This is a genomic window from Pseudomonas sp. KBN10P06128, assembly GCF_037574945.1.
GTDB classification, from domain to species: domain Bacteria; phylum Pseudomonadota; class Gammaproteobacteria; order Pseudomonadales; family Pseudomonadaceae; genus Pseudomonas; species Pseudomonas aeruginosa.
Genome location: NZ_JBBELR010000001.1, coordinates 3816700 through 3830170, shown reverse-complemented (window position 1 = coordinate 3830170; position 13471 = coordinate 3816700). Strand labels below are relative to the sequence as shown.

Below are 13471 nucleotides of genomic sequence, written 5' to 3'. Positions count from 1 at the left end.
GACCCGGCGGGTGTTCGGTAAGGACTGCATGGCACCGGATAACGCTGCAAAGGATCGATGTGATTCTTTTTTGACGCTACCACAGTCGATAGTCGAATTATTGACGCTTTGCCGCTGTTATAAAACCGTCAGGCTATGCGAAAAGTCCTGCTGGCTACGCGTGGAGGCCCGGAGCGGCGTGCCTTTGAGGGGGAAGCGGGGGAGCCGGCAGGCCTATGCGGATTGGTTATAAGAAATCCGTTTCGAATGAAAATTGCCGACGAATGGTCGTTTGCGCGGATGTCCGGTGGTTTTTCCCGACTGCTTAGAACCTTTCGGTTGGTCGGGGGCTTGCCAAGTGGGTTGCCCCCAGTCTTTCGTCTTCCAGTCAAGAGCCTGGGGATGCAGACTGTTTTTCAAATCATGACAACTTCTTAACGCGCATTGTTATAAAGTTGCGGACGTTTGCGCCGGCCTGGCCGGCACCTTCGAGTTTTGCCTGGAGTGAAGATGAGAGTCGACCTGGACGCCGAGGGCGTCGCCGCCGAATCGCTGCCGCGTTTCCAGCAGGCGCCCCGGCAGTTGCGCCAGTTGTGGCGATGGGCAGCGGCCAGCGTCGCATTGGCCGCCGCCTGCGCCGTGCTGGGGTTCTTCATCGGCCTGTTCGCCGCCGACTCGCTCTGGCCGCCGCTGCTGTACAACCTCGGCGCGGCCTGGCTGGTTCTGTTCGCCGGTCTGCACGCGGCCTACCGGGTCGCGGCCTGGCGTTGCGTGGTCCTCGGCGCGGAGGCAAGCGCGCGGCCTGCCTGGCTGCGCTGGCAGCGGGGCGAACCCGACGCCGCCGCCGACAGCGCCTATGAACGGCTTCTGGAGCGCCTGGGCCAGGCCATCGCCCACGGCCTGGCCCAGCTCGGGCACGCTGCGCTGTGGCTGGCGGCGAGCGCGGCGCTGGCGTTGTGCCTGGTAGCCGCCGGCTGGCGTCTCGACCTGCCGCCGGCCAGTTCCGGGCAAGCGGCCGACCTCGCCATCGGGATCTGCCTGCTGCTGGCCTTCGCGGTGCTGGTGCTGGAACGTCGCTTCGCCAGCCAAGGGCCGGCGCAGTGGCCGGAAGCCCCGGCCCTCGGGCAACTGGCGCGGGCGCTGATCGGTACCCTGGTGCTGGCCGCCCTCTGTCTGTTCCTGGCTCGCCAGGGACACCCCTGGGCCCCGCGCCTGGCGGTACTGCTCGGCCTGTTGCCGGCGGCGCTGGCGTTGGAGTTGCTGGGCAGGGCGATCCTGGCGATGTTCGCGCCGCAGCGTGCCGGCCTCGAACCGCGCCTGGTCGCCACCAGCCTGCTGGCCGACCTGTTGCGCTGGCCGCCGCGTCCCCTGCAGCGTCTGCAGCATGAGTTGCACCAGCGCTTCGGCATCGACCTGCGCCAGGTCTGGGCCTTCGGTTTCATGCGGCGGGCGTTCCTGCCGGTGCTGGCGGTGGTGTCGCTGAGCGGCTGGCTGCTCAGCGGCGTACGCGAGATCGGCATGGATGCACGGGGCGTCTACGAGCGCTTCGGCAAGCCGGTCGCGGTGCTCGGCCCCGGCCTGCACCTGGGGCTGCCCTGGCCGCTGGGGCGGGTGTTGGCGGTGGAGAACGGGGTGGTCCACGAGTTGGCCACCAGCGTCGCCGCCGGCGACGGCGGAGCCGAGCCGCTCGCGCCCGCCGAAGGTCCGGCCCCGGATAGCGCCAACCGCTTGTGGGACGCCTCCCACGTCAGCGAGAAATCGCAGGTCATCGCCAGCCTGGCCGACCGCCGGCAGAGCTTCCAGATCGTCAACATGGACGTGCGCATCGTCTACCGCATCGCTCTCGACGACGCGGCAGCGCTGGCGGCGACCTACCGCAGCGCCGACGTGCCGACGCTGGTGCGCAGCACCGCCAGCCGCGTACTGGTGCATGCCTTCGCCTCGCGGACCCTCGATGAGGTCCTCGGCGAGCAGCGCGCGGGCCTGGCCGAGCAGATCGGCCAGGCCGTGCAGGCCGATCTCGACCGCCTCGGCAGCGGCGTCGAGGTACTGGGCGCGGCGGTCGAGGCGATCCATCCGCCGGCCGGTGCGGCGAACGCCTACCACGCGGTGCAGGCCGCGCAGATCACCGCACAGGCGCTGATCGCCCGCGAGCGCGGGCAGGCTGCCGCGCAGCGCAACGAGGCGCAACTACAGGCCAGCGTGGCGCACGACCGGGCCAGCGCGCAGGCCCGCGAGACCCTGGCCGCCGCGCAGGCCGCCGACCGGCGCTTCGCCGCCGAGCGGGAAGGCTATGCCGACGCCGGCCAGGCTTTCCTGCTGGAGGCCTACTACCGCCAGCTCGGGCTCGGCCTGGGCAAGGCCAACCTGCTGCTCATCGACCACCGCATCGCCGGCGCCGGTGCGCCGACCATCGACCTGCGCAGCTTCGGCCTCGGCCGCCTGGATTCCCCGTCTTCGTCCCGTCCGTCCGCCGCTCCGGCGTCCGCGGCCGGGCAATCCGCACCATGAGGAGAGCGCTCTTGAGCCTCGGTCACTCCCACTCGCACAGCCACCACGAGCATCATCACGATCACGATCACGATCACGATCACGATCACGATCACGGCCATGGCGCACAGGCCGCGCCGCCCTGGCGCCGGCTGCTGGTCGCCGCGCTGCTGGTGCTGTTCGCCGTCGCCGCCGCTTGCCTGGTGCAGGTGCGTTCCGGCGAGGCGATGGTCATCACCCGTTTCGGCAACCCGGCGCGGGTCCTGCTCGAACCGGGCCTGGCCTGGCGCCTGCCGTTGCCGTTCGAGAGCGCGATCCCGGTCGACCTGCGCCTGCGCACCACCTCCAGCGGCCTGCAGGACGTCGGCACCCGCGATGGCCTGCGGATCATCGTCCAGGCCTACGTGGCCTGGCAGGTCCAGGGCGACGCCGACAACGTGCAGCGCTTCATGCGCGCGGTGCGCAACCAGCCGGACGAGGCTGCCCGGCAGTTGCGCACCTTCGTCGGCTCGGCGCTGGAAACCACCGCCAGCGCCTATGACCTGGCCGACCTGGTGAATACCGAGGCGTCGCGGGTGCGTATCGGCGACTTCGAAGCGCGCCTGCGCGAACAGATCGACAATCAGTTGCTGGCGACCTACGGGGTCAAGGTGGTGCAGGTCGGCATCGAGCGCCTGACCCTGCCCAAGGTGACCCTCGGCGCCACCGTCGACCGCATGCGCGCCGAGCGCGAGACCATCGCCACCGAGCGTACCGCCGAGGGCCGTCGCCAGGCCGCGGAGATCCGTTCGGCGGCGGAGCGCGACGCCCGGGTGATCCAGGCCGAGGCTTCGGTGAAGGCCGCGGAGATCGAGGCCCAGGCGCGGGTCGAGGCGGCGCGCATCTACGGCAAGGCCTACGCCGGTTCGCCGCAGCTGTACAACCTGCTGCGCTCGCTGGACACCCTCGGCACCATCGTCAACGGCGATACCCGCCTGGTCTTGCGCACCGATGCCGCACCGTTCCGCGTGCTGGTCGACGGGCCGCCGGCGCTCCCCGCCGAAGCGCCGGCCAACGGGCGCCGGCCATGAGCGACGAAGCGCACGAGGGGCTGCGCAGCCCCTGGCTGCAGGCCGGACGCCTGGCGTTCCTCGCACTGTTCGGCGTGACCCTCCTGGCGGCGCTGGCCTGGGCGTTTTCCAACGTCCGCCAGATCGGCCCGGAGAACCGCGCCGTAGTGCTGCGCCTGGGCGCGCTGGAGCGCCTGGCCGGTCCCGGCCTGCTGCTGGCCTGGCCGCAGCCGCTGGAGCAGGTGGTGCTGCTGCCGTCCGCCGAACAGGTGATCGAACGCCGCGTCGAGGGCCTGCTGCGTTCCGAGCAGGCGCGTCGCGCCGATCTCGACGTCAGCCTGTCCAGCGACGCGCTGGCCGGCTCCGGCTACCTGCTGACCGGCGACGCCGGGGTGGTGCAACTGGACGTGCGGGTGTTCTACAAGGTCGACGACCCGTACGCCTACGTCCTCCAGGGCGCCCACGTGCTGCCGGCGCTGGACCGCCTGGTGGCGCGCAACGCCGTGCAGGTCTGCGCCGCGCGCGACCTGGACACCATCCTGGTGGCGCGCCCGGAGTTGCTCGGCAACGACAGCGCGGTCGCCGAGCGCCGCGAACGCCTGCGCGGCGACCTGGTGCAGGGCATCAACCACAGCCTGGCGGCGCTGGCCGCGGCCGGCAGCGGGCTGGGCATCCAGGTGGTGCGGGTCGACGTGCAGTCGAGCCTGCCGCGCAATGCGGTAAGCGCCTTCAACGCGGTGCTGACCGCCAGCCAACTGGCCGAGCAGAACGTCGCCAAGGCGCGCACCGAGGCGGAGAAACTCACCCAGGCGGCCACCGAGGGGGCCGACCGCACCCTGCAGGTCGCCCGCGCCGAGGCCGGCGAACGGCTGGCCCAGGCGCGCCGCGACACCGCCAGCATCGTTGGCCTGGCCCCGGCGCTGGGTGCGACCGATCCCGGCCTGCTCTGGCGCCTGTACCGCGAGCGGGTGCCGGCGATCCTCGGCAAGGCCGGTTCGGTCGGCAGCGTCGATCCGCGTGATGACGGCCGCCTGATTCTGCAAGGCGGGCAGCCATGAGCCGCTGCCCGACGGCACCCTTCGCGGGCTGTGAAACAATGGACGGACAAGCGAACGTGAAACGGCTACCCTGCGTCGGCATCAACCTTCGGTACGCGCTTCCGCCAGCGGAACGCGGCGCCGAGTCGAACAACCAGGCGAACGGGACGGGCAATGACGGCAGGCGGTATTCCATTCACGGGCAACGGTGCGCGGCTATCACCGGGCAGGGCCCTGCTGTGCGGGCTGGCGCTGTTGCTGTGCGGCGGCGAGGCGCTGGCGCGGCAGTTGCCGAGCGACATGCTGGTGGGCTTCGTGGCCAGCGCGCAGTACCCGGTCATCACCCTGAAGAAGCCCAAGCAGAGCCTGCTGCGCAGCGTGCTCACCCTGGGGCTGGGGAAGAAGACCGTCAGCTATTCGGTGGCGCCGTCGGTGCGCATCCGCACGGCGCAGAACCTGTTCATCGTCTATGGCCGCATGCCCCAGCTCAAGGGCAGTTTCGTCGGCCTGAAGAGCGACAACAACGGGCAGGTCAAGCAGATCTGGGAACTCACCGAGAAGGAAGCCCTGGACTACGTACGCCGGCCGGACGCGCGCTTCCCGCAATAGCCGCCGCGGCTCGCCCCGGGAGGTGCGCATGAGCGAGCCGACCGCCCACGGCAGCCATGGCGGCTGCGCGCATCACCATCATCACCTGCCGTTCGGCGGCGGCCTGCTCAGCCGCGACGAGCAGCGCCGCGCCGCCCGCCAGCTGAGCCTGGCGATGCTCGCCCTTGGCCTGTTGCTGCTCGGCCTGGCCTGGCGCTGGCTGGCGGCGGACCAGGCCGGGGTCAGCCAGATCCTGCTCGGTGTCGCGTCGCTGCTGGTGGCGCTGCCGGTGGCCCGCTCGGCCTGGGACAGCCTGCGGCATCCGAGCCTGCACGGCGTCACCGACCAGTTGATCGCGCTGGCCATGCTCGGCGCCTGGGCCAGCGGCGACCTGCTGACCGCCGCGCTGCTGCCGATCATCATGATCTTCGGCCATGTGCTGGAGGAGCGCAGCGTGATCGGCTCCCAGGAGGCCATCGCCGCCCTCGGCGAGCTGACCCGCAGCCATGCCCGGCGGATCGAGGCCGACGGCAGCCTGAGCGAGGTGGACAACGCCAGCCTGCGGGCGGGCGACCAGGTGGAAGTGCGCGCCGGTGACCGGGTTCCGGCCGACGGGCGGGTCCTGCAAGGCCAGGCCAGTCTCGACACCGCGCCGATCACCGGCGAGTCGGTGCCGCTCGAGGTGGCGCCGGGGATGGAGGTCTACGGCGGCGCGATCAACCTCGACGGCCTGCTGCGCATCGAGATAACCCGTACCGGCGAGGCCTCGACCCTGGGCAAGGTGATCGGCCTGATGCAGCAGGCCGAGCGCGCCAAGCCGCCGATCACCCGCCTGCTGGAGCGCTACGCCGGGCAGTACATGTTGCTGGTGTTGCTGATCGCCGCGGTCACCTGGTTCGTCACCAACGATGCCCAGGCCATGCTCGCCGTGCTGGTCGCCGCCTGTCCCTGCGCCCTGGTGCTGTCCGCCCCGGCCACTGCCATCGCCGGGATCGCCGTGGCCGCCCGTCATGGCATCCTGATCCGCAGCTCGGCCTTCCTCGAGGAACTGGCGGACCTGACTTCGCTGGTGGTCGACAAGACCGGCACCCTGACCCACGGCAGCCTGCGTCTGCAGGCGCTGCGCCTGGCCGATGCCGCCGAGGAGGCGTCGGTGCTGCGCCTGGCCGCCAGCCTCGGCGCCGCCAGCAGCCATCCGGTGAGCCGAGCGCTGGCGGCCCTGGCGGCGCACGATGCCTATCATCCATTGAGCGATATCCGCGAACGCCAGGGGTTCGGCGTGGTCGCACGAACAGCGGCGGGCGAAGCCGCCCTCGGCCGGCCCGAGCTGTTCCAGCAACTGGGCATCGACGCCGGCGAGGTGCCGGCGCACGAGGGACCGATCGCCGGAATCGCCCTGGACGGGCGCTTCCTCGGCTGGCTGCTGCTGGCCGACAGCGTACGCGCGGAGGCCGCCGAGGCCCTGGCCGATCTACGCGAACTGGGTCTGGGCCGGCAACTGTTGCTGACCGGCGATCGCCAGGCGGTGGCCGACGCCGTGGCCAAGCAGGTGGGGATTCGCCAGTTGGTGGCGCAGGCGTTGCCGGAGGACAAGTTGCGCCAGGTCGGCGCGGAGATCGGCAGCGGTTTCCGGCCGATGGTGGTCGGCGACGGCATCAACGATTCGCTGGCGCTGAAGGCCGGTGTGGTCGGGGTGGCAATGGGCGCCGGCGGCGCCGACATCGCCCTGGCCTCGGCGGATATCGTGCTGATCGGCAGCGACCTGCGCCGCCTCGGCACCTGCGTGCGGCTCAGCCGGCAATGCCGGCGGACCCTGCAGGTCAACGTGGCGATCGGCCTCGGCTGGACCCTGGCGATCGTCGCCGCGGCAGCCTTCGGCCTGCTCGGCGCGGCCGGGGCGATGGTCGCGGCGCTGCTGCACAACCTCAGCACCTTGCTGGTGCTGGGCAATGCCGGACGCCTGCTGCGTTTCGAGGAGCCCCTCGGGCAGCCCCGGCCGGCCGTGGAGGGACGCGAAGAGGAGGGTACACCGTGAGGCAGGCGCAAACGCGACGCAACGGCTGGCGCTGGCTGGCCCTGGCGGTCGGCACGCTGTCCGCGCTGAGCCTGGCCGAGGCGTCGATGGCGCGCTGGCCGGCGGGCTGGCAGGTCAGCGACCTGCCCGCCGCGCAGCCCGGCCAGGCCGGCGCCGGCCAGCGCCAGCGCGCGGTCAAGTTGCAGGCAGACGGCTCCCAGGCACTGGTGATGGAAGTGACGCGGATGCCCCTGCAGAGCGGGCAGGCAGTGAACCTGGAGAAAGTCCTCGGGCACATGCGCAAGCTGGTGCAGATCGAGTTCCTGCGCAACGGCCTGCAGACCGCCTGCACCTCGCCGCAGCCGTCCACCACCGGCGGGCTGGCGGCGCTGGAGACCACCTGCACCATTCGCCAGCGCGGCGCCGTGGTGATGAAGCAGACCTTGCTCACCGCGGCCGGCAAGACCTCGGCCTATTCGCTGTCCTATGCCGGCCTGGCCGAGGCCTACGACGCCAGCCAGGCGGAAATCCGCGCGGTACGGGAAAGCCTGCGCTTCGAGTGAGCGAAATCGGACGCGGTCGGGGCGGGGGCTGGAGTGTCGGCGGATAACGCCTGCGGCGCTATTCGCCCTACGGAGGGTTGCATTGGGGTAGGGCGGATAACCGCTTGCGGTTATCCGCCTTGCGTCTGTCGCGGATCATTTCTTCCCGGCGTTCTGCAGGATCTGCAGGGCCTGGGTGGTGGCGGTGATGCAGCCCTTGGTGTCGCCGCTGGCCTGGTCCTGCCTGGCCTTGGCCTGGAGTTCCTTGACCTCGGTGACCCGCGCACCGGTGACCGAGGTCTTGCCGCGCACGGCGAGGATATCGTCCAGCTTCTGCAGGTTGGCGCCGCACAGGTCGGTGCTTTCGGCGGCTTGGGCGGTACCGCCGAGCAGGGCGGCGGCGATGAGCAGGGTACGCACGATCATGGCAGTTCTCCTTTGTGGGCCGGGTGGCCGGACGGGGGAGAGACGACAGGCTCCTGGGAGTCTTCTCCGCATGCCCAGTATCTGACCGGAGCGTCGCCGGAATGGTTCGGTCGCTCAGCCGTTGCCCCAGGGCGGGATCGACAGCGCCTGCTGGAGATGCTGGATGAACGCCTTGACCTTCGGCGACATCGCCGCCGCCCGCGAATACATCGCGTAGATCACGTCGTCGAGTGGGCGCAGGCCGGGCGCGGCGTCCACCAGGCGGCCGTTCTTGAGGTCCTCGGCGACGATGAACAGCGGCAGCAACGCCAATCCCTGGCCGCGCAGGGCGGCGTCGCGCATGGCCTGGCCGTTGTTGCTGCTGAAGCGTCCGCGTGGCGAGACGGCGCGGGGCTTGGCACCGGGGAACGCCGGTTCGAAGGTCCAGACCTGGCTCGGCGTGGCGTTGTTGTAGCCCAGGCACTCGTGTTGCATCAGTTGTTCGAGGGTGTCCAGCGTGCCGTGGCGTTCCGCGTAGTCGGGGCTGCAGCAGACCACCCGCTGGCTGTTGGCCAGCGGCCGGGCGATCAGCGAACTGTCGTCCAGGCGGGTGACGCGGATGCTCAGGTCGTAGCCTTCCTTCTCGAAGTCGGTGAGGCGGTCGTCCATCTGCAGGACGATCTCCAGGCGCGGGTGCTGGCTCATGAAGTCGGCGATGATCGGCGACAGCCAGAGGGTGCCGAAGCTCATCGGGGTGACGATGCGCAATTCGCCGCACAGGTCGTTCTCGCGCAGGGCGACGATCTCCGCGGCGTTGTTGAGTTCCTGCAGCGAGGCCTTGGCGGCCTTGTAGAAGAAATGCCCGGCCTCGGTCGGCTCGACGTTGCGCGTGGTGCGATAGAGCAGGCGGACGCCGAGGCGACGTTCGAGATCGCTGACGCGCTTGCTGATCACCGACTTGGACAGGCTCATGCGCTCGGCCGCCGACGTCACGCTGTTGAGTTCGGCGACGTTGAGGAAGGCTTCGATATCGTCGAAGCGCAGGCTCATCGGTGGGCCCACGATACAGTGGCAATCGCTCGACGCATTCTCGGCTCCTCCTGGTCGTTTTCCTTGGGCTTTCTATCCGCTTGATTCGCAAGCTAAATCGATCCAGCCCTGAGCAAGCTTACCCAATCGAAAGGCGCCGCAGCGTTCGTTCTCAGCGAAAACGGTTTTCGCCTGGACGCGCTACCGGGAAGGCCGCCGGGGCTTTTACCCTGTAGTCGCGACTCGTCGCTCCGTGGCCGACCGCACCTGCCCGCCCCCGTAGGCGGCCACGGATTTCCTTGCGCCTTCTAGACTGGAAGCCAACCCGCCGCATCAACCCCGAACGAGAAACCAGCATGTCGAGTCGCTTCATCGCCGCCTGGTCCGCGGCCAACCGTTGCCTGGAGGTGCGGGGCCGGGCATGGAAGGGCTGAAACTCTACGCCCGCTTGCTCTGGCGGCCGCCGCGGGAAACCCTGCTGTTCGCCCTGCGCACCGTCGCCGCCGGGCTGCTGACCCTCTACCTGGCCTTCCTCTTCGACCTGGAGCAGCCGAAGTGGGCGCTGATGACCGTGGTCATCGTCAGCCAGCCGCTGGCCGGGATGGCTCTCAAGCGCAGCTTCGCCCAGGTCGTCGGTACCTTCGCCGGCGCCGTGGTGGCGGTGCTGATCATGGCGCTGTTCGCCCAGCAACCGTTGCCGTTCTTCGTCGCCCTGGGACTCTGGCTGGCGCTCTGCACCGCCGGCGGCACCTTGCTGCGCTACACCGATTCGCACGCCTTCGTGCTCAGCGGCTTCACCGCGGTGATCGTCGCCGTGCTGTCGATTCCCGATCCGGAAAACACCTTCATGCTCGCCGTGGTGCGGGTCACCGAGACCCTGCTGGGCGTCGCCTGCGTGGCCCTGGTCAGCCTGCTCAGCGCGCGTCCGCAGGCGGTGGCGAAGGGCTACTTCGCCCAGGTCGACGGCCTGATCCGCAGTACCGCGCGGCACGCCGCGGCGGTGATCCGCGGCGACGAGGGCGACGAGTCGTTCAACCAGCGGCAGATGCAACTGGTCGCCAGCATCACCGCGCTGGACGGCCTGCGCCGGCACCTCTATTTCGACGCGCCGAACCTGCGCCGCGCCGATGGCCTGGTGCAGTTGCTGGGCAACCTGCTGGTGCTGATGGCCTCGCGGCTGTTGCTGCTGCGCCAGCATCGCCTGCTGGTGCGGGCGCACTGGGTCGGGCCGTTGCCGGCGGATATCCAGGCGCTGCTGGATCGTGCGCTGCGGGTGCTGGACGCGCTGGCCGAGCAGGGGCGGGCGGTACCCTCCGAGGTGCTGGAGGAGTTCCAGGCGGTGCGCCAGGCCTTCGATGCCGCGGCGACGCGCGCGGAGTCCTACGACGAGGCGCTGAGCCCGGCGCTACGCCCGCAGGTGGCGATCCTGCGCTGGGAATACGCGCGGCTGTTCCAGCGCCTGGGCGAAGTGCTCGAACTCAACGATGCGATCCAGTCCGGCCGCCAGGCCAGCAGTTTCTACCGCCGTGGCCAGGCGCAGGCGCTGCACCTGGACTGGGCGCTGGCCTCGATGAACGCCGTGCGCGCTTTCGTCGCCTTGTCCTGCGCCGCCTGGCTGTGGATCACCAGCGCCTGGAACGGCGCCCTCAGCAGCCTGCTGCTGGTCGGCGTGATGTGCTCGCTGATGGCGACCTTCCCGCGTCCGCTGCTGGCGGCGCAGAACTTCCTGCGCGGGCTGCTGCTGGCGATCCTGATCTCGGCGGCGCTGCTGTTCGTGCTGTTGCCGGCATCCGCCGACTTCGAGTGGCTGGCGCTGTGGATGGCGTTGCTGCTGTACGTGGTCGCGGTCGGCCTGAGCAGCCCGCTGAGCGCCGGGATCGCCATGGGCATCGGCCTGGAGACCCTGCTGATGGTGGCGCCGCAGAATATCGCGGTCTACTACAGCAACGCTTCGCAGTGGTTCGAGTTCGTCGGCGGCTTCCTCGCCGCGGCGGTCCTCGCCGTGCTGGTGTTCGCCCTGGTCTATCCGTTCCGCGCCGACCCGCGCCTGCGCCGGCTGCTCTACCTGTCGCGCCAGGACGTCGCGGAAATGTCGCGCTGCGAGGCCAGCGAGGCGCAGCGCTTCGCCTTCGAGACGCGGATGATCGATCGCCTGGCGGTGATGGTCGGCCTGCTGCCGGCGAGCCAGGAGCCGGCTGCGGCGGAACGTTTCCAGTGCGCCCTGGGCTGCGTGGTGATGGGCGTGGCGTTGAACCGCCTGCGCGAGCCGCTGCATGACGCCGGGGTGGTGCCGCTGGAGTTGCAGCCGCTGCTGGGCGAGGCGCTGCGCGAGGTCGCCGCCTACATAGCCGGCGGCGCGGACGCCCCGCGGCAGGACCTCGCCCTGGCCGCCCTGCGGCGTTTCGGCCGGGGCCTGGAGGCCTTGCTGGCGCAGCCGTCGAAGGACCTCGGGGCGACGCGGCAGCGCTTCATCATGAATGTCGCGGTACTGATCCTGCAGCAGTCGCTGCAACGCTATCGGACGTTGCTGGAGGAGGACCGCGGCGCACCGGCGGTCGTCGAAGAACCAGAAGAGGAGGGCGGACATGCCCGTTGATGTCGAGATCGGGGGCGCCTACCTGCCGCCGATCGCCCAGGCGCTGCTGCTGGCCTGGCTGATCCTGCTGCTGCTCAACCCGTTGTTGCGGCGCTTCGGCGTGTTGCAGCGGGTCTGGCACGAAGCGCTGTTCCAGGGCGCGTTGTACTGCGCGATCTGCGCCGGTCTGATCCTGTGGATGGGGGAGATGTCCCGATGAACCTGTTGCAAGGCAAATGGCCGCGCCTGGCCACCCTGCTGGTGGTGCTGGTGGCGGCGGCGCTGGTGTTCCTCGCCTGGGAACGCTACACCCGCACGCCGTGGACCCGTGACGCGCGGGTCCGCGCCGATGTGGTGACGCTGTCGGCGGACGTTTCCGGGCTGATCACCCGGTTGCCGCTGAGCGACAACCAGCCCGTGGAGAAGGGCGCGCTGCTGCTCAGCATCGACCCGGCGCGCTATGAACTGGCGGTGCTGCGCGCCGAGCGCGCGGTGAACGTGGCGCGGGCGGCGCTGGGCGAGTCGCGCGCGGCGATCGAGGCCAGCCAGGCCCAGTTGCGCCAGCGCCGCAGCGAGGCGCAGCGGCGCTCGGCATTGCAGAAGCGCTCGATGCTATCGGTGGAAGAGAACGAAAAGGCCCAGACCGACGTCAGCCTGGCCCAGGCCGAGTTGCTGAGGAACCAGGCCAGCCTCGGCCTGGCCCAGGCCAACGTGGAGCTTGCCGAAGCCGCCTTGCAGCAGGCCCGTCTCGACCTCGAACGTACCCAGGTACGCGCCCCGGTCAGCGGCTACGTGACCAACCTGCAGACCCGCGAAGGCGACTACGCCCACGCCGGGGTGCCATTGCTGGCGCTGGTGGACCGCGATTCGTTCTATGTCAGCGGATACTTCGAGGAGACCAAGTTGCCGGGCATCCGCGTCGGCAGCCGGGCGCTGGTGGAACTGATGAGCGGCGAGCGCTTCGACGGGCGCGTGCAGAGCATCGCCCATGCCATCACCGACCGGGAGAATGCCGAGGGCTCGCGCCTGCTGGCGAACATCAACCCGAGCTATACCTGGGTCAAGCTGGCCCAGCGAATTCCGGTGCGCATCGCCATCGATCCCGCCTATCGCCAGCGCAACACCTTGCGCGCCGGCGTGACTGCGACCATCCGGGTGCTGCCCGCGGAGGACACCGCGAAAGTCGATTCCGCGGCGCCCGGGACTGCCGTGCGGCCTTGAGTCAGGCCGAACCGGTCAGTCTGTGCCGGTCATGGCTCAGGGTTGTTCGCGGACGATTTCCGCCAGTTGCAGGATCAATCGCTCGTCAGCCTGGTTGCCGCTCTGCTGGCGGAATTGCCTGGCCTCCTCGCGGGCGCGCTGGAAGGCCGCATCGACGCTGGCCTGGCCATGGCTGTCGCGAATCCACAGGTAGAGGCCCATGACCAGGCTCTGCAGGGTGGCCAGGTCGCTGCTCTGGGCGTTCAGCGCATCGATGAGTTGCTGTTTGGAAAACGCTTGCATGGTTGATCTCCGATCAATGGCGCCGCAAGGGCGCGGTTCGCCCCGGCGGTCGCCGGGGTGCGCGGAGCATGTGGAAAGTGCGGAGAGGCTGGCCAGCTTAGGCCAAGTCATTCAAATGATTAGGGAATTTTCTGACTTTCAGTGACCTTTTGACTGTTTTCGACGGCGAGCGATCGCTACGTTTTCATCGAACCGTCACCAAACCGTCATGAAGACGCGCCTAGCATTCGCGGTATTTCGGCATGACGTGGAGAGCAGCG

General features: G+C 69.7%; 12 protein-coding genes. 9 read left to right on the top strand and 3 right to left on the bottom strand.

What is annotated here, in order from left to right:
* Positions 1 to 489: 489 nt before the first annotated feature.
* The 6 genes from hflK (VQ065_RS17875) (at position 490) to VQ065_RS17850 (ending at position 7720) form a co-directional block, all read left to right on the top strand.
* Complete coding sequence (hflK, locus tag VQ065_RS17875) at positions 490 to 2490, top strand: protease modulator HflK (protein WP_003136341.1); 2001 nt, start codon at positions 490 to 492, stop codon at positions 2488 to 2490.
* An 11-nt stretch (positions 2491 to 2501) separates the two neighbouring features.
* A complete protein-coding gene (gene hflC, locus VQ065_RS17870) occupies positions 2502 to 3539 on the top strand; it encodes a protease modulator HflC (RefSeq protein WP_019484597.1) in 1038 nt (345 codons plus the stop codon).
* A complete protein-coding gene (hflK, locus tag VQ065_RS17865; protein ID WP_003162246.1) occupies positions 3536 to 4576 on the top strand; it encodes a protease modulator HflK in 1041 nt (346 codons plus the stop codon). Before hflC ends, hflK (VQ065_RS17865) begins: the two co-directional genes overlap by 4 nt.
* Positions 4577 to 4729: 153 nt before the next feature.
* Positions 4730 to 5164: a hypothetical protein gene (locus VQ065_RS17860; protein ID WP_003089693.1), complete on the top strand. Its 435-nt coding sequence runs from the start codon at positions 4730 to 4732 to the stop codon at positions 5162 to 5164.
* Between the two features lie 28 nt (positions 5165 to 5192).
* Complete coding sequence (locus tag VQ065_RS17855; RefSeq protein ID WP_003139213.1) at positions 5193 to 7178, top strand: cation-translocating P-type ATPase; 1986 nt, start codon at positions 5193 to 5195, stop codon at positions 7176 to 7178.
* Positions 7175 to 7720, top strand: coding sequence for a DUF4946 domain-containing protein (locus VQ065_RS17850; protein ID WP_003116899.1), 546 nt, complete (start codon positions 7175 to 7177; stop codon positions 7718 to 7720). The genes VQ065_RS17855 and VQ065_RS17850 overlap by 4 nt, the downstream gene beginning before the upstream one ends.
* Before the next feature lie 135 nt (positions 7721 to 7855).
* On the opposite strand, the gene VQ065_RS17845 is transcribed toward VQ065_RS17850, so the two are convergent.
* Together VQ065_RS17845 and VQ065_RS17840 are read right to left on the bottom strand one after the other, a co-directional pair.
* Positions 7856 to 8125 carry a hypothetical protein gene (locus VQ065_RS17845; RefSeq protein ID WP_003089681.1) on the bottom strand — a complete coding sequence of 90 codons (270 nt, stop codon included), beginning with the start codon at positions 8123 to 8125 and terminating at the stop codon, positions 7856 to 7858.
* A 114-nt stretch (positions 8126 to 8239) separates the two neighbouring features.
* Entirely contained in the window at positions 8240 to 9154 is a 915-nt protein-coding gene (locus tag VQ065_RS17840) for a LysR family transcriptional regulator (protein ID WP_003089677.1), read from the bottom strand.
* Between the two features lie 400 nt (positions 9155 to 9554).
* Here VQ065_RS17840 and VQ065_RS17835 point away from each other — a divergent pair, with 400 nt between their 5' ends.
* From VQ065_RS17835 to VQ065_RS17825, 3 genes are read left to right on the top strand one after another with little or no spacing between them, the layout of a single operon-like run.
* On the top strand, positions 9555 to 11729 hold the full coding sequence (locus VQ065_RS17835) for an FUSC family protein (RefSeq protein ID WP_014603847.1): 2175 nt from the start codon (positions 9555 to 9557) through the stop codon (positions 11727 to 11729).
* Positions 11719 to 11928, top strand: coding sequence for a DUF1656 domain-containing protein (locus VQ065_RS17830; RefSeq protein WP_014603846.1), 210 nt, complete (start codon positions 11719 to 11721; stop codon positions 11926 to 11928). Before VQ065_RS17835 ends, VQ065_RS17830 begins: the two co-directional genes overlap by 11 nt.
* Positions 11925 to 12929 carry an HlyD family efflux transporter periplasmic adaptor subunit gene (locus VQ065_RS17825; RefSeq protein WP_014603845.1) on the top strand — a complete coding sequence of 335 codons (1005 nt, stop codon included), beginning with the start codon at positions 11925 to 11927 and terminating at the stop codon, positions 12927 to 12929. The genes VQ065_RS17830 and VQ065_RS17825 overlap by 4 nt, the downstream gene beginning before the upstream one ends.
* Before the next feature lie 36 nt (positions 12930 to 12965).
* Here the strand turns inward: VQ065_RS17825 and VQ065_RS17820 are convergent, their stop codons facing one another.
* Positions 12966 to 13211, bottom strand: coding sequence for a hypothetical protein (locus VQ065_RS17820; RefSeq protein WP_003089668.1), 246 nt, complete (start codon positions 13209 to 13211; stop codon positions 12966 to 12968).
* Positions 13212 to 13471 lie beyond the last annotated feature (260 nt).